Source organism: Mycolicibacterium tusciae (assembly GCF_002086795.1).
In the GTDB taxonomy this organism is placed as follows: Bacteria; Actinomycetota; Actinomycetes; order Mycobacteriales; family Mycobacteriaceae; genus Mycobacterium; species Mycobacterium tusciae.
On the sequence record NZ_MVIM01000005.1, the window covers coordinates 288,336 to 304,626 of the forward strand.

The 16,291-nt window shown below is 67.6% G+C and carries 21 protein-coding genes; 14 read left to right on the top strand and 7 right to left on the bottom strand.

The genetic code is table 11. The features are described from left to right. Positions 1 to 43: 43 nt before the first annotated feature. On the top strand, positions 44 to 1,147 hold the full coding sequence (locus BST47_RS12230) for an acyl-CoA dehydrogenase family protein (protein WP_083125795.1): 1,104 nt from the start codon (positions 44 to 46) through the stop codon (positions 1,145 to 1,147). Between the two features lie 6 nt (positions 1,148 to 1,153). On the opposite strand, the gene BST47_RS12235 is transcribed toward BST47_RS12230, so the two are convergent. The 3 genes from BST47_RS12235 to BST47_RS12245 all read right to left on the bottom strand — a co-directional run bounded on the left by BST47_RS12235 (position 1,154) and on the right by BST47_RS12245 (position 5,009). Beyond that, positions 1,154 to 2,008 (bottom strand): IclR family transcriptional regulator, encoded by an 855-nt coding sequence (locus BST47_RS12235; protein ID WP_107528939.1) that lies wholly within the window; start codon positions 2,006 to 2,008, stop codon positions 1,154 to 1,156. A gap of 91 nt (positions 2,009 to 2,099) precedes the next feature. Next, complete coding sequence (locus tag BST47_RS12240; RefSeq protein ID WP_234809671.1) at positions 2,100 to 3,530, bottom strand: histidine phosphatase family protein; 1,431 nt, start codon at positions 3,528 to 3,530, stop codon at positions 2,100 to 2,102. A gap of 279 nt (positions 3,531 to 3,809) precedes the next feature. Further along, a complete protein-coding gene (locus BST47_RS12245; protein ID WP_083125798.1) occupies positions 3,810 to 5,009 on the bottom strand; it encodes an IS481 family transposase in 1,200 nt (399 codons plus the stop codon). A gap of 290 nt (positions 5,010 to 5,299) precedes the next feature. On the opposite strand from BST47_RS12245, the gene BST47_RS12250 reads away from it, so the two are divergent. The 8 genes from BST47_RS12250 to BST47_RS12275 all read left to right on the top strand — a co-directional run bounded on the left by BST47_RS12250 (position 5,300) and on the right by BST47_RS12275 (position 11,163). Beyond that, positions 5,300 to 6,463: a tyrosine-type recombinase/integrase gene (locus tag BST47_RS12250; protein WP_083045394.1), complete on the top strand. Its 1,164-nt coding sequence runs from the start codon at positions 5,300 to 5,302 to the stop codon at positions 6,461 to 6,463. A 185-nt stretch (positions 6,464 to 6,648) separates the two neighbouring features. Then, entirely contained in the window at positions 6,649 to 6,873 is a 225-nt protein-coding gene (locus tag BST47_RS12255) for a MerR family transcriptional regulator (RefSeq protein ID WP_011856359.1), read from the top strand. Between the two features lie 136 nt (positions 6,874 to 7,009). After that, the gene (locus BST47_RS31435) at positions 7,010 to 8,773 is read left to right on the top strand and encodes an AAA family ATPase (protein ID WP_083125799.1); all 1,764 of its coding nucleotides are present in this window, start codon (positions 7,010 to 7,012) and stop codon (positions 8,771 to 8,773) included. Positions 8,774 to 8,895: 122 nt separating this feature from the next. Then, positions 8,896 to 9,036 (top strand): hypothetical protein, encoded by a 141-nt coding sequence (locus tag BST47_RS30655; RefSeq protein WP_163647394.1) that lies wholly within the window; start codon positions 8,896 to 8,898, stop codon positions 9,034 to 9,036. 320 nt (positions 9,037 to 9,356) lie between these two features. Then, complete coding sequence (locus BST47_RS12265; protein WP_234809672.1) at positions 9,357 to 9,860, top strand: hypothetical protein; 504 nt, start codon at positions 9,357 to 9,359, stop codon at positions 9,858 to 9,860. Next, a complete protein-coding gene (locus BST47_RS12270; protein ID WP_083125800.1) occupies positions 9,857 to 10,291 on the top strand; it encodes a flagellar hook-length control protein in 435 nt (144 codons plus the stop codon). The genes BST47_RS12265 and BST47_RS12270 overlap by 4 nt, the downstream gene beginning before the upstream one ends. After that, positions 10,288 to 10,440 carry a hypothetical protein gene (locus BST47_RS30660; RefSeq protein ID WP_165799779.1) on the top strand — a complete coding sequence of 51 codons (153 nt, stop codon included), beginning with the start codon at positions 10,288 to 10,290 and terminating at the stop codon, positions 10,438 to 10,440. The genes BST47_RS12270 and BST47_RS30660 overlap by 4 nt, the downstream gene beginning before the upstream one ends. Before the next feature lie 33 nt (positions 10,441 to 10,473). Continuing rightward, entirely contained in the window at positions 10,474 to 11,163 is a 690-nt protein-coding gene (locus BST47_RS12275) for a recombinase family protein (protein ID WP_011856355.1), read from the top strand. A 45-nt stretch (positions 11,164 to 11,208) separates the two neighbouring features. Here the strand turns inward: BST47_RS12275 and BST47_RS12280 are convergent, their stop codons facing one another. The 4 genes from BST47_RS12280 to BST47_RS12295 all read right to left on the bottom strand — a co-directional run bounded on the left by BST47_RS12280 (position 11,209) and on the right by BST47_RS12295 (position 13,380). Continuing rightward, positions 11,209 to 11,820 (bottom strand): hypothetical protein, encoded by a 612-nt coding sequence (locus tag BST47_RS12280; RefSeq protein WP_083125801.1) that lies wholly within the window; start codon positions 11,818 to 11,820, stop codon positions 11,209 to 11,211. Between the two features lie 22 nt (positions 11,821 to 11,842). Beyond that, positions 11,843 to 12,238, bottom strand: coding sequence for a hypothetical protein (locus BST47_RS12285; protein WP_083045392.1), 396 nt, complete (start codon positions 12,236 to 12,238; stop codon positions 11,843 to 11,845). A 141-nt stretch (positions 12,239 to 12,379) separates the two neighbouring features. Continuing rightward, entirely contained in the window at positions 12,380 to 13,024 is a 645-nt protein-coding gene (locus tag BST47_RS12290; RefSeq protein ID WP_011856352.1) for a cation diffusion facilitator family transporter, read from the bottom strand. Next, positions 13,024 to 13,380 (bottom strand): ArsR/SmtB family transcription factor, encoded by a 357-nt coding sequence (locus BST47_RS12295; protein WP_011856351.1) that lies wholly within the window; start codon positions 13,378 to 13,380, stop codon positions 13,024 to 13,026. Before BST47_RS12295 ends, BST47_RS12290 begins: the two co-directional genes overlap by 1 nt. Positions 13,381 to 13,465: 85 nt before the next feature. Here BST47_RS12295 and BST47_RS12300 point away from each other — a divergent pair, with 85 nt between their 5' ends. The 5 genes from BST47_RS12300 to BST47_RS12320 all read left to right on the top strand — a co-directional run bounded on the left by BST47_RS12300 (position 13,466) and on the right by BST47_RS12320 (position 16,291). Beyond that, entirely contained in the window at positions 13,466 to 14,062 is a 597-nt protein-coding gene (locus tag BST47_RS12300) for a class I SAM-dependent methyltransferase (protein ID WP_011856350.1), read from the top strand. A gap of 132 nt (positions 14,063 to 14,194) precedes the next feature. Beyond that, positions 14,195 to 14,428: a hypothetical protein gene (locus tag BST47_RS12305; protein WP_041925108.1), complete on the top strand. Its 234-nt coding sequence runs from the start codon at positions 14,195 to 14,197 to the stop codon at positions 14,426 to 14,428. Next, on the top strand, positions 14,425 to 15,144 hold the full coding sequence (locus tag BST47_RS12310) for a hypothetical protein (protein WP_011856348.1): 720 nt from the start codon (positions 14,425 to 14,427) through the stop codon (positions 15,142 to 15,144). The genes BST47_RS12305 and BST47_RS12310 overlap by 4 nt, the downstream gene beginning before the upstream one ends. Next, positions 15,141 to 15,956: a hypothetical protein gene (locus BST47_RS12315; RefSeq protein ID WP_083125802.1), complete on the top strand. Its 816-nt coding sequence runs from the start codon at positions 15,141 to 15,143 to the stop codon at positions 15,954 to 15,956. Before BST47_RS12310 ends, BST47_RS12315 begins: the two co-directional genes overlap by 4 nt. Before the next feature lie 5 nt (positions 15,957 to 15,961). After that, positions 15,962 to 16,291, top strand: a complete 330-nt coding sequence (locus tag BST47_RS12320) for a hypothetical protein (protein WP_011856346.1) — start codon at positions 15,962 to 15,964, stop codon at positions 16,289 to 16,291.

The following is a 16,291-nucleotide window of genomic DNA, read 5'->3' on the forward strand; positions in this document are numbered from 1 at the left end:
CGCCGAACTGGTATTGAGAAATCGTGGCACGAAAAAGGCAGCCGTGAAGCAGAGTACGACGCCGTCGGTGCTCGATTCGGTTCGAGAGTTGATTCCCGAGATCGCCGCGGCCGCCGCGGCTGTGGACCGACAGCGCGCGGTCCACCCCGAAATGATCGCGCGCCTTCAGGACACGGGCTACTTCGCGCTGCTGCGACCGCAGGGTTTTGAGAGCGAGGGTGACCCCGACGACTATCTGACCGCCACGCGTGAACTCTCCTCGGCGTGTATGTCGACCGGCTGGCTGGCCGGATGGCTGGCGATGAACAGCTGGGGACTGTCGGTGCGCAACGAAAGGGTGCAGCAGGACATCTGGGGTGACGAACCGCGCACGCTGTTGTGCTCGTCCTACGCCCCGACCGGACGGTTGGAGTCCGTCGACGGCGGGTTCCTGCTATCCGGTCGATGGGTTCGATGCACCGGCGCGCGGCATGCGACGTGGTTGAGTGCGGCGGCGCTGCGCGTGGGGTCTGACGGCGCCGCCCAGGACTTCATGGCAGTGCTGGTGCCGCAGGCTGACTACGTGATCGAGCCGACTTGGAATGGGTTGGGAATGAGGGGGATTGGCGCGGACGACGTCGTCATCTCCGGCGTATTCGTGCCGGAACACCGCGCGTTCAGCTGGCTGAACTTCGATCCGAACGCTGCGACGAAGCTGCTGGACCGGTTGCCGCAGCCGACGTTGTACACCCTGGCCGGAACCATTCCGCTGCTCGGAGCGGCCCAACGAGTGCTGGCAGAGCGGGTGCCGGACTCTTCGGCGCCACTGGATCCGTTCGCGATGGCCCGCACGGACATTGAACTGTCGATGCTTCAGATCAGGCGCAATCTAGCCGACCTGATGGACCGCGTGCGCGCCGGCGGATATCCGGATGCGGAATTGGTGCTTCGTGCGCGTCGGGACCAGGTGATGGCGTGCGAGCGGGCGGTCGCGGCGATCCGCACGGTCGTGCACAATCCTGGTCCCCACGCTGATCACGCTCTGCTGGAACGAATCTGGCGTGATGTGCAGACCGCGCAACGCCACGTGTCGAGCAATGTGGAGCAGGTACTTTCCGTGGCCGGTCGGTTCGCGATGGGTCTCAACGTGGATGACCTCATCTGGTAGCGCGGGTCACACCCAGTCGTCGGACGACAGGGTGCGAAGCACCCGCGACATCATGTCGTCGGTGATGGTCGTGGAATCGGTGTCGTTCCGCGCTGCGGGTGTCGCTCTGCCGATGTGCTCCGATATGCCTCTTGCCGCGCGCGTGAGGAACGGCGCCATCCGGTTGAGCCAGCGGGCGGGCATCGGGCCGGTGAGGGAGAGACCGGCCACCTCACCGTCGGCCATTCGGATGGGTGCTGCGACGCTCGACAGGCCCGTGGCCAGTTCCTGGTCGTCGTAGGCGAGTCCGTGCCGGGATCGGATCAGTGCCAGCTCCCGGTGCAGTGTCGGCAGGTCGGCGATGGTCGCCGGGGTTCGCTTGGGGAGCGGATCGGTCAGGATCGCGTCGACGTCCTCGGCCGACAGTGTGGCCAGCATCGCCTTGCCCAGCGCGCTGGCGTGGGCGGGGGTGCGGCCCGCGACGCGTGTCGGAATCGCGACATCGCCGCTGCCACCGACCTTGTCGAGATAGACGACGTCCGCTCCCAGCAGCACGCCGAGATGTACGACGAGGGATGTGTCGGCGGCAAGACGTCTGAGCACCGGCGACGCGGCGCCGCGCAACTCGGAGTGATCGACGGCGCGATTCGCCGAGAGAGACGACGCCGCAAGGCAATAACCGTCCGGCCCGCGGGTGAGCAACCCCGTCGCGTGCAGTTGATTGAGGATGCGGTGTGTCGACGAGCGCGGCAGGCCGGTGTGGGCGGCCACGTCGTCGAGGCGTAGCTGCTTTCCGGCGCGGTCGAACGAGTTGATGATCAACGCGACCCGCGCCACCATCGACGCCGGCGCGTCGGACGCACTGTTCGCAGGACCGGCCAAGGCCCCTCCCGTGTCGCGGTTGAGTCACTTCACTGTAGGTGGCAGAAAAACAATCGGCCCCTTGCACGGGCAAGGGGCCGACTGCTCTCATTTACGCCGCGTTGCTTTGCGAACCTCCGCCGTCGCCATCACCGGAACCGGGGCTGCCGCTGTTGGCCCCGGCATCACCGGTGGTGCCGGGGCCGGACGTCCCGGATGACGTGCTCTCAGCTGTCTTGCCGGGTTTCCGGATGATGCTCGTGAGGGCGTCCTTGATCCCCGAGAGCTGGCCGCGGTTCCCGTTGCGGGCAGGGCGCGTGCCGAGGGTCCCCGGCACGGACTTGGCACCGTCGCTGGCCTCGTCAGCGTCGACCGCCTCCGACTTCTTGGTGGAGCTGCGCGGCTTCGCGCCGAACGAACTCGTGACAGCAGAGACGCGCGCTGCGATGTCGGTGGATTCCGCGGTCTGCGAGTTGCCCGTCGTCGCTGCGACCGAGGCGACCTGGCTGTGCACGGCCGGGGTGTTTCCGGTGTCGCCCGACTCGGCAGGTTGCGACGTCAGCTTGCCGATCTCGTTGGTGATCTTGGTGGTGACGGCGCGCCTGAACTTGGCGAACGAGAACTGCGTGTCCGCGGCGCCGCCCTTGACCGCGCTCAGGATCGTCCTGACGTCCCCGGTGGCGAACGCATCGGCGACATCATTGAAAGTCGCGTCCAGCTGACGCGTCAAGGTGCGCTGCTGAAGGGCGATTTCGGCTTCGAGCGTGGGTTCAGGGCTGAACCGCTGCCCATTCCAATCGACCAACGTCCAGCCGTCTTCGTTGTTGCCCTCGATGACGACGTAATCGGTGTTGCCCAACGCAGCCGTCTGCAGCAGCTGCAGCTTCTGGATCGGGGTCAGGTTGTCCACGTTCATCATCGTCCAGAACATGATGGTGCCGCCGTGCGAGTACACGATCACGTTGCGGTCGCCGTTGTCGTACATGGTCTGCAGCGCACCGTCGACCCTGGCGTCGAACACATACCCGTTGAGTCCGTCCGTACCCGGCATGACGGTGCCCTTGTTGAAACGGTCCACCGGGATCTGTGGAATGACGCCAGGCAGTGCCCACCCGATCGGGTACAGCCCGTACCCACGCGAGGCGTTGGCCTCCGGGGTGCCCTCGAAGACGCCGGCCTCGATCTCTTGAAGGCCGGGCAGTACCTGTACCGGCAGGCCCAGGTACTCCGACATCGGGGCCGCCGTGAGCTGGGTCCGCACCATCGTCGATGCATAGATGGCGTCGTAGTTGTTGCCGCCGAGTCGATCGACCACATCTTCAGCCTGCTGCTGACCCAACGGGGTGAGCACCGGTCCCGGGGTCGACGTGTCGATCAGTCCGGAGGCGTTGCCCTCGGATTGACCGTGGCGGACGAAAGTCACCCGCATCGACTCGGCCGCCGAGGCGGGCACCGCCGCGCCGATGAGCATGGCGATTGCGGCCACAACGACGCCGAGGATCCGGTACATCGCCGTTCTGCGCTGACGCCCTGGCAACCTCACTCGTGTTCGTGAACTCGCCTGGATGGCGCCTTCAGACGCACCGTTCATTGAACAATTCCTCCCGCCGTTGGTGTGGACAGCTCACGGTGAACGGAAGGTGAACACGGGACAACCCGCAATCTCATTCAGCGGGACTTGCCGTCGGGGTGGGACAGTTATGCGGTGGTCAGGCGCGGTGTCGACGAGCGTCTGGAGCGTTCCTTATGAGCGCCCCCGGCAGGATTCGGGTGATGGTTGACGGATTGGTGTCGGTTGATCCTTGACACTCATTGTTGTGTTTTACGGGTGTGCGCTGGTGCGCAACGCCCTCTTGTTTCTTACCTCTCCGGCGCTGCGTCGGGCGGCGGTCTTGACCAGAATGTCGCCGATGTAGAAGCGCAGAAGCTGACCGTCGACGTGGACATCGCAACGCGAACCCGCGTAATGCAGTCCCAAGCTGACCTGCTGCCAGGACACGCACACCACACCGTTGGTGGTAACCCGACGGCTGACCCAGTCCGAACCACTGCGCTCGCCCCCCAGACTCTCGGGGCCCGGTGTGGCCACCGCCGGCTCGATCGCCTCGGCCCGGCCGGTGAACCGCGAACTTGGCGTCGCCATCTGCAATCCCTGGTGCGGACGTGTGCTGTTGTAGAAGGCGACCCACTCATCGAGGGCCTGCTGGGCGACTTTCAAGTTCTTGAACGGCGCTCGGCCACTGAGGAACTCGGTGCGCAGGCTGCGATGGAACCGCTCGATCTTGCCCGTCGTGGTCGGGCTACGCGGCTGGGTCAACAGATGCTCGATCCCCTGCTGACGACAGATCGCATCAAAAAGCACCTCGACCGGCGGATGGTTGAACCGACCGGTGAACACCTTGCCGTTATCGGTCAAGATCTGCCCGGGCGCACCATAGGTCCCCAGCGCCGCCCGCAGTCCGTCGCACACCGCCCTGGTGCGCTCGCGAGCCATCAACGCCGCGCATACGCACATCCGAGAGTGGTCATCGATCCCGGTCAACGCCTTAGCGCTGGTGCCATCGGCCAACGGGAACCCGCCCACAACGTCCATCTGCCACAACTCCATCGCGGCGGCGCGTTCCCACCGTTTCCACTTGCGCGACCGCCGATCCCGCAGATGCAGATCGATCATCTGCGCCCGCACCAACGCCCGATACACCGCCGACTCCGAGGGCGCCGGCCCCACCCCACGCTTGGCCAGCTCGAACACCAACCGCCGCGGCCCCCAATACGGCCGCGAGCGACGCAACTCCAACACAGCCGCCTCAACCTCAGCTGACATCTGATGCGGACACGACGCCGGCCGATGCGATCGATCGACCAACCCGTCCAAACCTTCGGCCTCATACCGGGCCAACCAGGTGTGCAGCGTCTGCCGCGACACCCCCACCTTCGAAGCGACCTGCGAAATCGACAACCCGTCGCTGATCACCGCTAACACGGCCTGATACCTCTGCTCGGCCACGCTCAACTCCCTCATTCAGGGAGTGTCAAGGATCAACCGAAGCAACTGTCAAGCATCAGCCGAAACACTGTCAGGCATCAACCGAAGCAGAAATGGCAACCATCAGCCGAAGCAATACATCCTTATGAGCGCCCCCGGCAGGATTCGAATTTGCCGATCAGCACCGCGCAATCCTGCCGGTGACCACCACGAACTTGCCCGTACCTGCATTTACCAGCGGATATCGCCTTTGCGAACTGCGAGGTTCTGTCGGGTTCCTATAGGATGACTATTGCACGGAGATTGCACGGCGACGGGAGTGGAGCATGGCAGGACAGCGGGCGGCCGCGAAGTCGGAGCGCACGCGGCGGTCGTTCGGGCGGATGCGCCAATTGCCCTCGGGCCGGTGGCAGGCGAGCTACCTCCACAACGGCGCGGTCTATAAGGCGCTGGCCACGTTCCCCACCAAGAGCAGCGCGGGTCATTGGTTGCAGGCCGAGGAGGATCTAATCGACCTCGACCGCCGCCGACCGGGGGAGTGGACACCGCCCGCCGAACGCGCCGCCCGCCGACAGGCCGAGAAGCTGACGTTGCGCACCTACGCCAACACGTGGCTGGACAACAAGACGAAGCTGGCGCGCCGCACCCGCGACAACTACCGGGGCCACCTCGACAACCACATCCTCCCCGTCCTCGGCGACCTCGGACTGGCCGAGATCACGCCCGAGCACGTCCGCACGTGGTTCGCCGGGTTGGGCACCGAGCATGACACGCGCAACGCGCAGGCGTACGCGATCCTCAACGGGGTGTTCAACACCGCCGTGGCCGACGACCTGATCGAGCGCAATCCGTGCCGGATCAAGGGCGCGGCACAGGTGAAGCACGCCAAGCGCTCGGTGGTGTTGCTCGACGCCGCCCAACTGACCGAGTTGGCGGCGGCGATGCCCGACGACGCGCGCCTGGCCGTGCTGCTGGCCGGGTGGTGCGCGTTGCGCAAGGGGGAGGTGTTCGCGCTGCGCCGCTGCGACATAGCCGCCGACGGGTCCACCGTTCGCATCGAACGGGCCGTGACGTACCGGGAGGGCAAGTTCGAGGTGGGGCCGACCAAGACGCGCGAGTCGCGGCGCGTGGTGTCGGTGCCGCCGCACGTTCGGCCCGCCGTTGTGGACCACCTCGCGCGCCACGTCGGCGAGGGGGACGAGGCGCTGGTGTTCACCGAACCGTCCACCGGATCGTTCGCCGGGGAGAAGCGGTTCCGCACGGCGTGGGAGGCCGCGCGCGAGGCAATCGGGCAGCCGCAGTTGCATTTCCACGACCTGCGCCATGCGGGTGGCGTGATGGCCGCGCAGGCGGGCGCAACGCTGCGCGAAGTGATGGACCGGCTCGGCCACACCTCGCCGAACATGGCCATGCGCTACCAACACACCGCCGAAGGACGTGCCGCCGCGCTTGCCGACAAACTTTCCGCGCTAGCCGCGACAAACCCGTAAACGTCGGGAAACTAAACTCCAACGCGCACAACCTAATTCGTTCGGCGTGTTCCGCGCGGAATGTGGCGAAACCCCGCGAACCCGCGCTATATTTGCGGCGTTACAGCGCGGGATTGGCCCGCCATGACCCGAGGCGTCCAACCCGGCCTCCTCGGATTACGGCGAGGTCAGAGGAGAGACCCGAAGTGTCCACCCGCACAACCACACCCACCCCCGAGTACGAATCGCTGCGATCTGCCGCCGCGCGCACCGGCTACTCGGTGTTCACGTTCCGCGAGAAGATCGCCAGCGGCGAGCTGCCCGCCTACCGGATCAGCGACAAGCCGGGCAGCGCGATGCGCGTCAAAGTCGCCGATGTCAACGCGCTGCTGCGCCCGGTCATTCCTGTGGAGATTCAGGCCGCGCGGTGAGTGGCCACACATTAAAACTCAACGCGCACATACCCGTAACGCAGTGATGCCGCACCAGCCGCGTGCTTGGCTTCGCCCGCGATGTGCCGGTGCGGCACCACTTCCAAGGACTCCCCATCGCCGCGAAGTAGGAGACATGACCGAGAATACCTCCCCGACTGGCAAGCAGGCCGGCGCCACCGATGAGGCCACCGCCATCAACGGTCACCGCAGCCGTGCCGACGCCCTCCTCGCCGCCATGCCCGCCGACTTCGGCAAGGCCACCGCCCGGGGGCGGGCCGACGATGCGCCGCCCGCCGCCGAGGACGATGGCAAGACCGACGTAAACGGTCTGCGCCCCGGCGACGAGGGGTACCAGCCGTTCAACACCCGGGGCGCCAACGCCAAGCACGCCACCGCTGCGAAGGCGCAGGAGGCCAGCGAGAAACGGCTGAAACGGTGGGCGTCTCGCCGCTACCCGGTGTCGATTCTCGACGGGCGCACCGAGCCGTGGGCGCGCGCAATCGCCGCCGACATCGCGCGCCGCAACGCCGGGCGCGATCCGGTCAAGGACGCGCCGGACGTGATGTTCAGCGGGGACAAGGCGGTGAAGGTGGGCGCGACCGACGCCCACCCCACCGCGATGCCGGAACTGACGCCCGAAGAGATCGGCGCGTTGAAGATCGAGGCGGCGGCGATCCGCGAGTACCACCGGGCACAGGTGCGCCGGAAGGCTGCGGCGATGGCGACCCCGCGCCACCCCCTGGCCGAGGTCATCCGCCACGTCTCCGACATGGCCAACGACCCGCCGACCGGCACCCTCATCGACGGGCTGATCTACGAGCAGACGGTCACTCACTGGGTCGGCGACGGCGGCACCTACAAGACGTTCACCGTGCTCGCACTGGCGTGCTCGGTGGCGGCGGGCCGCGACTTCACCCACCAACTCAAGGTGCCGCAGAAGCACTCGGTGCTGTACTTCTGCGCCGAGCGCCGCCACTACGGCATGGGCGCGGATGTCGCCGCGTGGTGCCAGCGCGCCGGGCTCGACATCGCCAGCCTGGACCTCCTCGGTTGGGACGACGTGGTGCAATTGGCCGACGACGAGTGGATGGCCGAGTTGGTCGAGTTCGTGAAGGCGCGGGGCATCAAACTCATCGTGTTCGACACCCAGCGCAAGGCCACCAGGGGCATCGAGGAGAACTCGTCCACCGACATCGGCGCGGCGCTGGCCAACGCCCAGAAGTTGGCGATGGAGGCGAACGCGGCGGTCATCGTCATCCACCACACCGCGCGCGGCCAGGACCACGCCCGAGGGTCCAGCGTGGGGCGGGACGACACCGACGCGACGGTGGTGCAGAAGGCGACCGGCCCGAACGAGGCCGAGTTCGTCATCGACAAGCACAAATCCGAGGCCACCGGCACGCGCTACCCGGTGAAGGTCGAGAAGGTGGCCGGGACGATGCCGCCCACCGAGGGCCGAGCCGGGTACGGCTACACGACCCTGGTGGCCACCGCGCGCGACCCGCTGACGATGAACGAGACCGCCGACAAGGTGGCGGCGGCGCTGGCCCAAGACGACAAGATTCTGGTGGCGGTCGTCAACGACGCCGACGACGGCCCGCTGTCGCCTGCGGAGGTGACCCGCCGCGCCCAGGCGCGCGGGTGCGAACTCGGCAAGGACGCGGTGGGCACGCACCTCGCGCGGTTGGCCAAGGACAACTACGGGCGTCTGGTGACCCAGCACGTCAACCCGACCAACGGGCGGCGCACCTACTCGCCGAAGTCGGCTCCGCCCGACGCCGACGACACCGCCGACGTGAGCGCCGAGGTGGTGGACCTGGCGACACGGCGGCGCGGTGGGAAGTCGTCGCAGAAGGCCACCCCGAAGTCGCCGGAGACGCCGCCGCCGACCGACTGAGCGCGCAGCAAACATGCGGTCAGAGCGTCGACGTCAAACTTCGCGGCGCAGCCGCGAACTTAGCCAGCAACCCGCGAACACCTGGTCAGCGTCATTCTAATTGTTAACCACGGAGGTGAATCATGGGCGCAACGGTCACCCGGCGCGCGTCGAATATGCGTTTGCGCAGGTCAGAGCATCGCAACTTCGCGGCATCGGGTCACCGCGAAATGAGCCGCGAAATCGGGGTCCACGGCATTCGCGGCAATGCCGACGTGCTCTAAATATGCCCTCTGACCTGGGGTTCGCGTATGTTCGCGGTTTTGCCGATGAACAGTTCCCACTTCGCGGGTGTTCGCGGCCCCGCTATAGGGATAGCGGGACGCACCCGAGAGGGCCGGGTTTGGAGGGTGGCCGTCGAAACCGAACATCGACCTCGACACCGCATCCGACGGGCGCGGTGGCGGCGGACAGTGGCGGCGGACAGTGGACCGGGCGGCGGCGGTGCGGGCGGGCGGTGGCACCGAAATGACCGCAGCCACACCACAATCCCGTAAACGTCGGGTACTGACGAAGACGGACCTAATTGCCCCACAATGGCCACATGGCCAAACCAGGACCGGCGATGAGCCGCGAGGACAGCCGCCGCCGCGCCGAGCGTGCGCGCTGGCTGCGCGGCACCGGCAAGACGTGGCAGCAGATCGCCGACTCCGAAGGGTTCCGGTCGCGGCGGGCGGCGCAGTTGGCGGTGGCCCGCCTGGTCGAGTCCGAACCCGCCGACAACCCCGCCGCGTTGCGCCGCACCGCCACCGACGGGCTGCGCATCACCAAGTCGGTGCTGTTCGCCGGTCTCGCCGAGGCGAAGCAGTCGGGCGACCACCAGGCGGTGGTGTCCTACGCCCGCGCCATCGGCGACAACATCGACAAGGACGCCAAGATCAACGGGTTGCACGTGCCCGTCGCCCAGCAGGTGGACGTGAACGTCAGCCACGACGCCACCGCCATCATCGACCGCATGGAGTCCGAACTGCTGGCGTTGGTCGCCCAGCGTGAGCAGCCGTCGGCAATCGCCAGCGGCAACGTCATCGACGCGGAGGTAATCCGATGAGCACCACCACGACCGAGGACGTCATCAAGGCGGCATCCTCAATCGCCCGCGACGTGGCCGAGGGCACGCTGTCGCCGTCGGCGTTGGAGGACCAGGCTGTCGCCGAGTTGCGCGAGATGGTCGGCACCGTCGCGGGGCCGGACGACCCCGCGTGGTCGCTGCAATGCGACATCGCCCGCCAGGTGCTCGCCCTCGACGGCATCCCCGCCGACGAGTTGGCCGAGTGGGTGGCCGTCGCGCGCCAACGGGCCGGTGAGGCGGTCGGCACGCCCGGCCCTGCCGACACCCGACCTGACCCGGTTTCACTCGTCAGCGTGGCGCACTACCCCGAGACGGCGCAGCCCGATGCCGACATCGCCCCGGCCCGACCACTACGACCCGACAGCGGCGTGGCTGGCGGGCAACACCCGGCGGAACTGACGACGACATGAAGCGCGCCGACATCGCCACGACCGCACGCCAAGTCAGGCTGATCCTCGACGCCATCGAGCGCGGGGAGTTGGAGGCCACCGCGACCGAACGCGCCCGCCTCGAAGGTGCGGCGGCGGCACTCGACGCAATGTCGGGCGGCGACTCTTAACGCAAACGGTCGTTTGCGTTATACGATGGGAGCATGACCACGCCCCGCACCCGCCGCCGTCGCGTCCAGACCGCGCCCGTCGGCACCGTCGTCGCCTACATCCGCGTGTCCACCGAGGAGCAAGCGGCCAGCGGTGCCGGGCTCGACGCGCAACGCGCCGCCATCGCCGCCGAGTGCGACCGCCGGGGCTGGACCATCGTCGGGTGGCACGCCGACGAGGGCGTCAGCGGCGGCAAGGCCATCGACGCCCGGCCCGCCCTCACCGCCGCCATCGACGCCGTGGAGTCGGCACAGGCGGCGGTGTTGATGGTGGCCAAGTCCGACCGCCTGGCCCGCAGCCTGCCCACCCTCCTCGACGTGCTCGACCGCACCCAGCGCGCGGGCGGCGTGGTCGTCGCCGTCGATGGCACGGTGGACACCAGCACGGCGGCGGGGCGGTTCACCACGCAGATCATGGGCAGCGTGGCCGAACTGGAACGCGGCCTCATCAGCGACAGGACCAAGGCGGCGTTGGCCGTCCGCAAGGCGCAGGGGGTGCGGCTCGGACGCCCGACCACCGTGCCGCCGTCGGTGGTCGAGCGCATCGCCCGCGAACGCGCCGCAGGGGCGACGTGGGCAGCCATCGCCGACAGCCTGAACGCCGACGGCACGCCGACCGGCCAGGGCGGATCGAAGTGGTTCCCGAACACGGTGGCCCGAATCCACAAGCGAGTGGCGGCGTGACTCCCACGGATAGGCAGGGAGTGCCGGGTCAACCGGCGCGCCACATCAGGAGCGCGGCGGTCCCATCATGCCGCCGGGTCCCATCATGCCGCCGGGTCCCATCATGCCGCCGGGTCCCATCATGCCTTGCATCATCGCTGGCATTCCGTCACGGACGAAGCCAGTGACCTCGCGGGCGTGTGCGCGGATCACTTCTATCAGGTTGGGATCGTCTGCCGTTTCCTCGGCAATCACTCCGGTCGGAGTGAGCGTGAGTTGGCGTCGGTAGCCGCCTGCGTTTCGGAACAGGGTCGGCAGCGTCGAGCTCATGCACATGACCTCGTCGCCCTGGCCGATATGGGAATACATGCTCGAAACGTGCGCCTGTAGTTGAGCAGTAAGGTCGGGCGAATCTGATTCGGTGGTGGTGCGCACGCCACCTGGTATTTCTTCCACCGTGCGCCTGATCTCATTGTGCCGAGCGAACATGTCCATATAGACCCGCATGTCCGCTGGCCCGCCCATCATGCCGCCGTCGCCGGGTCCGTTGGTGAGCCGGAGGTCCGGCGTCCGCGGTTCGAACACGTTGCGGATGACGTATCCAACGCCAAGAACACTGCCCGCCGCCAATGCGCCGAGTGCGGCGAGCGCCGCACGGCGATTCATCAACTGCGCCATCGTGACCTCACTACGACCAACCCTATGGCCGAGGGGTGGTCGGAGCCGTGGTCGTCGGCGTCTGCTGACCCGGCCACGCGCCGCCGGGACCCATCATGCCGCCGGGACCCATCATGCCGCCGGGTCCCATCATGCCCGGCCCCATCTGGCCGTACGGTCCCATCTGACTCGGTCCCATCATCCCCGGCTGGTGATATCCACCACGGAAATTGCCGTCTGAGTGCCTACCGATGAAAAACCCCGAGAAGAAGATCACAGCGACGATGAACACGACACCGGCGACGATGCCCACCCACACCAAAATCGAGCTCGACCTGTTGCGCCTGCCATCGTCGTAAGGCGATGGCGACTCAAAGACGCGCCGCTCCCCTACTGCTGCTGCGGCACGTTCTGTCCCGGACTCACGAGATTCGGTCATCGTCCAATCGTCGCGGACTGTCGAATCGGAGGTGTAGGGCATTTGTGCCCCTAAAGCGCGGGACAGTGTCGTCTTTGTTCAGTCGCCTCTACCCGGCGACGCGGGACTATGGTCGGTCACTCGGGTCATGGCACGGTCCGTTCAGTCGTCGTCCTCGACCAGTTCGCCCTCCCAGGCTTCCCTACCTTCGTGAATGGCGAACGCGGCGATGACGAAGCCAGCAACGGGGTCGAGCCAGGCGGCGCCGGTGAGCGCAAACAGGCCGACGCCGAGCAGCGTGGAAATGCTCAGCAGCACACAGATTTTGGTCTCGGCAGCGTCGGCGAGGATCAGGTTGTCCTTGAGCTGGGTACCGACCTTCTTCTTGGCGGCAGCCAGCACTGGCATCACGATGATCGACGCCACCAGCAGACCGATGGCCAGCGGCGAGCTTTCGGGTTCCTCGCCGCCTATCAGGCTGCGGATGCCCTCGATGGTGACGTAGCCGGCGAGCAGGAAGAACGTGCTGGCGACCAGCTTGAGGGCGATGCGCTCCTTGCGTTCATCGGCGTGGCCGTGGCGCAGCCGCGCCGACAGCCGGAGAGCGACCAGGACGGCGGCGATGGATTCGATGCCCGAGTCGATGCCGAACCCGACCACCGACACCAGCCCGGCCATCAGCCCGGCGGTGATGGCGACAGCGCCTTCGATGACGTTGTAGCCGACCGTGAACTGAGCCAGGCGCAGTCCCCGGCGGGTGAGCCGTTCGGTCTCGGCGGCGGTCAGCGTGGTGTCGGGTGTGCTCATCAGGTCGTCCTGTCGGTGCCATAGGTCGGGCAGAGGGCGACGGCGTTGCCCGTCGCGGTGAGGAGGGTTTCAGCGGACGCCAGCAGGTCGAGCAACTCGGGGCGGGCAAGCGAATAGAACATCTGCCTGCCTTCGGGGCGTCCGTTGACCAGGCCACAGTCGCGCAGGCAGGCCAGGTGCGACGAAACCGTAGATTGCGGCAGGCCGAGCGCCCGCACTAGGTCAACTACCCGTGCTTCACCGCCAGCCAGGTGGCCGACGATGGCCAGCCGGGTCGGATCGGACAGGCCGTGGAACAACGCGACCGCGCCCGCTAAGTCGTCGCGCGTGGCCGGAGGGACGCTACTACTTTTCATCGGCATTTCACGATGATAACTTCTCAACGAGATTAATCAACTTCTGCCGATGATAACGACGACAGCCGATGAGGCGAGGTATCCAATGAAGCTCAACGCCATCGAACGGGCCGCGATGAACAACCCCATCCGCGCCGCCCACCAACACCGCCGGGAAGCGGCGTGGTTCCGCCGTCTTGCCGGTGGCGACCTCGCGGGCCAAGACGTGCTCGAAGTCGGGTGCGGTCGCGGCGTCGGGGCCGAGGTCATCCTCGACCGGCTCCACGCCAACCGGGTCACCGCATTCGACCTTGACGACAGCATGGTCGAGCTTGCGCGCCGACGCCTACACAACCGTCCAGTGTCGCTCTCAGTCGGCGACGCCTGCGAGATCAAACAACCAGCCGCCAGCCAGGACACCGTGATCGACTTCGGCATCATCCACCACGTTCCGCAATGGCAGGAGGCCGTAGCCGAGATCGCCCGCGTGCTGCGCCCCGGCGGGCAACTGCTGTTCGAGGAGGTTCCGCGCCACATGCTTGAAACGTGGGCGTTCCGCACCTTCACAGTGCACCCGCGCGAGAACCGTTTCGACGCAGCCGAGTTCGCCGCCGAACTGGCCCGCCACGGTCTGCACGGCACTGCGCGGATCGAGCAACATCTCGGCGGAATGCTGTTCGTCGGTGCTGCCCGAAAGTCTTGAACCGGCCCGGCGGAGGTACGTTCAGTTTCCCGACGTTTACGGGTTATCTTCCTATCCCACAACATATTTCGGGACACGCCGACGGCGTTAGCCTCGACCGTCGGTGCACGGTCGGCGTCTATGGTCGCCACTATGCAGACCACATTCCTCACCGACCCTACGTCGCTGACCCCCGCGCAGTGGTCGGGTCGGTTGGCGGCGTACCTGGCGCGCGGTCGCGGCAACGATGACCCCGATGTCATTGCGTGTCGGGCGGCGCTGAGCTATTGGCGCGCCCGCCGCGCCATCGATGCCGAGGCGGGCCAGATCGCGCCGATCCACCTCGACGCTCTGACCGCCCGGTTGCGCGAGGCGGTGGCCCGATGACCGCCATTCAGGCCGGGGTCATGGCGCGCAACCGCACACCCGCCGCGCTCGCCGCCCAACGCCCGCAGCCGCCGCGCACGTACACCCCGTCCGAACACCGCGAGCGGCGGCGCACCGGGCTGCCCGCCGCCCACTACGACGGCACCTGGTCGCTGGCCCGCGAGATCGCCGATGTCGTCGGCCCGTTGGCGCAGCGGATCGCCGCCGACGACCGGCCCACCCGGTTCATGCGCACCGCTGCCTCGGTGCCGTGGCTGGCCGAAGGCGTCCACGAGGCGGTCGGCGTCATCGTCGGGTGGGTGGCCGAGACGGATGCCCGCCGCCGCACCGCGCACCTGGCCGACGAGCCGGGCAAGCGCAAGTACGCCATGACCACATTGGTGGACCTCGCGCCGCGCCCGGCGCTGCCCGACATCGCCGACAAGGACATGGCGTCCGGTTCGTGGGCGGCGGCGGTGGTGGCGATGGCGATGGCCGTCGATGCCGCGTTCTCCGACCTGCTCGCGCACTCTCATCCGCCCAACGCCGCCGCGCTGCGTGGCCAGCCTTCCCGCTCCGACCAACTGGCGCGGCTGTTGACCCGCACCATCGACCACGCCGCCTTGGCGCTGGAACGGCGTCTCGACCGCGACGACCACGGCGACCACCACCCGACCGCCTCGACCGACGCCGACCGCGCCCGCGCCGAACTCGAATCCCTTGGAGTGACACCATGACCACCGGCCTGCCCGACTTCCCCGCGACGACCCACACCGCGATGCTGCCAACGCATTTCGAGGTTCCGGCGGTGAACCCGGCCATCCCCGGCCTCTACGCCGCGACGTTCTGGACCGAGGTGGGCGCGGGCGAGCCGTCGCGTCACCTCAACGGCGTTGAGGTCCGTGGCCCGAACTACGGCGGTGCCGACGCTTCCGGCGTGTGGGGCGCGCCGTGGTGTTCGGTCCCGCCCATCGACAACGCCGAGCGCAAGGAGGGTCAGCGTCCGCCGATCTTGGACCCGTTCGACCCGATGACGGTGTGGGCGTATGACGAGTGCGACCTGACCGAGCCATCGCGGGCCGAGGTGCAGGCGCGTGCGGCGCAGGTGTTCCGGTTGGAGGAACAGCCGACGGTGGAGCGCGAGTTCGCCGCCCGGTTGCTGGTGGACGCCGCCGACCTTCCCGGCGGCATCGCCATCCGGCCCACCCTCAAGGAGGCTGTCGCCTACCTCGAAGGTGCGATGGCCGAGACGAACACCGTGGGGTTCTTCCACATCGGCGCGCATCTGCCCGCCATCGAGGCCGCGCTGTTCGCCAAGTCGGGGACGGCCCGGCTGTCGCCGTCGGGGCACACGTGGGTCGTCGGCGGCGGGTACGTCGCCGGGCTGGGCGACACTATCGTGGCGACCAGCCAGCCGTTCGGCTGGCGCGACGAGGTGCAGGTTCGCACCGCGATTGACGAGCGGCACAACACCTTCGCCGCCCTCGCCGAACGCACCGTCCTGGTGGGTTACGAGGCTGTCGTGGCGGCGGTGACGGTGACGCCGTGACCACGATGACCGCCGAACCCGAAGCCGACACGATGACCGCCACCGACGACGGCATCGCCGTCTGCTGGCGCTGCGGTGGGCCGTGCCTGACCTACAAGGGATCGGTCCACGGTTGGACGTGCACGGCGTGTCTGGACGCCTACCTCGATGCGGGCGCGGCGCGGTGGGCTGTCCGCATGGCCAAGGAGCGCGAGAAGAACGCGCGGAAACTGTTGCTACGCAACGACTCAGAGTCTCCCGTGTCGGCGAACGGTCGGGGTCGGGACGGTGGTGGACCGGATGTGTTCCGCACCGCTGTCCCGGCGTCGGCCACCACCTCCGACGCGCCGCAATGA

Excerpts from the sequence above, each read along its gene's own strand:
- BST47_RS12245 (WP_083125798.1), bottom strand. The coding sequence starts at position 5,009 with ATGAGGGAGTTGAGCGTGGCCGAGCAGAGGTATCAGGCCGTGTTAGCG.
- BST47_RS12250 (WP_083045394.1), top strand. The coding sequence starts at position 5,300 with ATGGCAGGACAGCGGGCGGCCGCGAAGTCGGAGCGCACGCGGCGGTCG.
- BST47_RS31435 (WP_083125799.1), top strand. The coding sequence starts at position 7,010 with ATGACCGAGAATACCTCCCCGACTGGCAAGCAGGCCGGCGCCACCGAT.
- BST47_RS30655 (WP_163647394.1), top strand. The coding sequence starts at position 8,896 with ATGGGCGCAACGGTCACCCGGCGCGCGTCGAATATGCGTTTGCGCAGG.
- BST47_RS12265 (WP_234809672.1), top strand. The coding sequence starts at position 9,357 with ATGGCCAAACCAGGACCGGCGATGAGCCGCGAGGACAGCCGCCGCCGC.
- BST47_RS12270 (WP_083125800.1), top strand. The coding sequence starts at position 9,857 with ATGAGCACCACCACGACCGAGGACGTCATCAAGGCGGCATCCTCAATC.
- BST47_RS30660 (WP_165799779.1), top strand. The coding sequence starts at position 10,288 with ATGAAGCGCGCCGACATCGCCACGACCGCACGCCAAGTCAGGCTGATC.
- BST47_RS12275 (WP_011856355.1), top strand. The coding sequence starts at position 10,474 with ATGACCACGCCCCGCACCCGCCGCCGTCGCGTCCAGACCGCGCCCGTC.
- BST47_RS12280 (WP_083125801.1), bottom strand. The coding sequence starts at position 11,820 with ATGGCGCAGTTGATGAATCGCCGTGCGGCGCTCGCCGCACTCGGCGCA.
- BST47_RS12285 (WP_083045392.1), bottom strand. The coding sequence starts at position 12,238 with ATGACCGAATCTCGTGAGTCCGGGACAGAACGTGCCGCAGCAGCAGTA.
- BST47_RS12290 (WP_011856352.1), bottom strand. The coding sequence starts at position 13,024 with ATGAGCACACCCGACACCACGCTGACCGCCGCCGAGACCGAACGGCTC.
- BST47_RS12295 (WP_011856351.1), bottom strand. The coding sequence starts at position 13,380 with ATGAAAAGTAGTAGCGTCCCTCCGGCCACGCGCGACGACTTAGCGGGC.
- BST47_RS12300 (WP_011856350.1), top strand. The coding sequence starts at position 13,466 with ATGAAGCTCAACGCCATCGAACGGGCCGCGATGAACAACCCCATCCGC.
- BST47_RS12305 (WP_041925108.1), top strand. The coding sequence starts at position 14,195 with ATGCAGACCACATTCCTCACCGACCCTACGTCGCTGACCCCCGCGCAG.
- BST47_RS12310 (WP_011856348.1), top strand. The coding sequence starts at position 14,425 with ATGACCGCCATTCAGGCCGGGGTCATGGCGCGCAACCGCACACCCGCC.
- BST47_RS12315 (WP_083125802.1), top strand. The coding sequence starts at position 15,141 with ATGACCACCGGCCTGCCCGACTTCCCCGCGACGACCCACACCGCGATG.
- BST47_RS12320 (WP_011856346.1), top strand. The coding sequence starts at position 15,962 with ATGACCGCCGAACCCGAAGCCGACACGATGACCGCCACCGACGACGGC.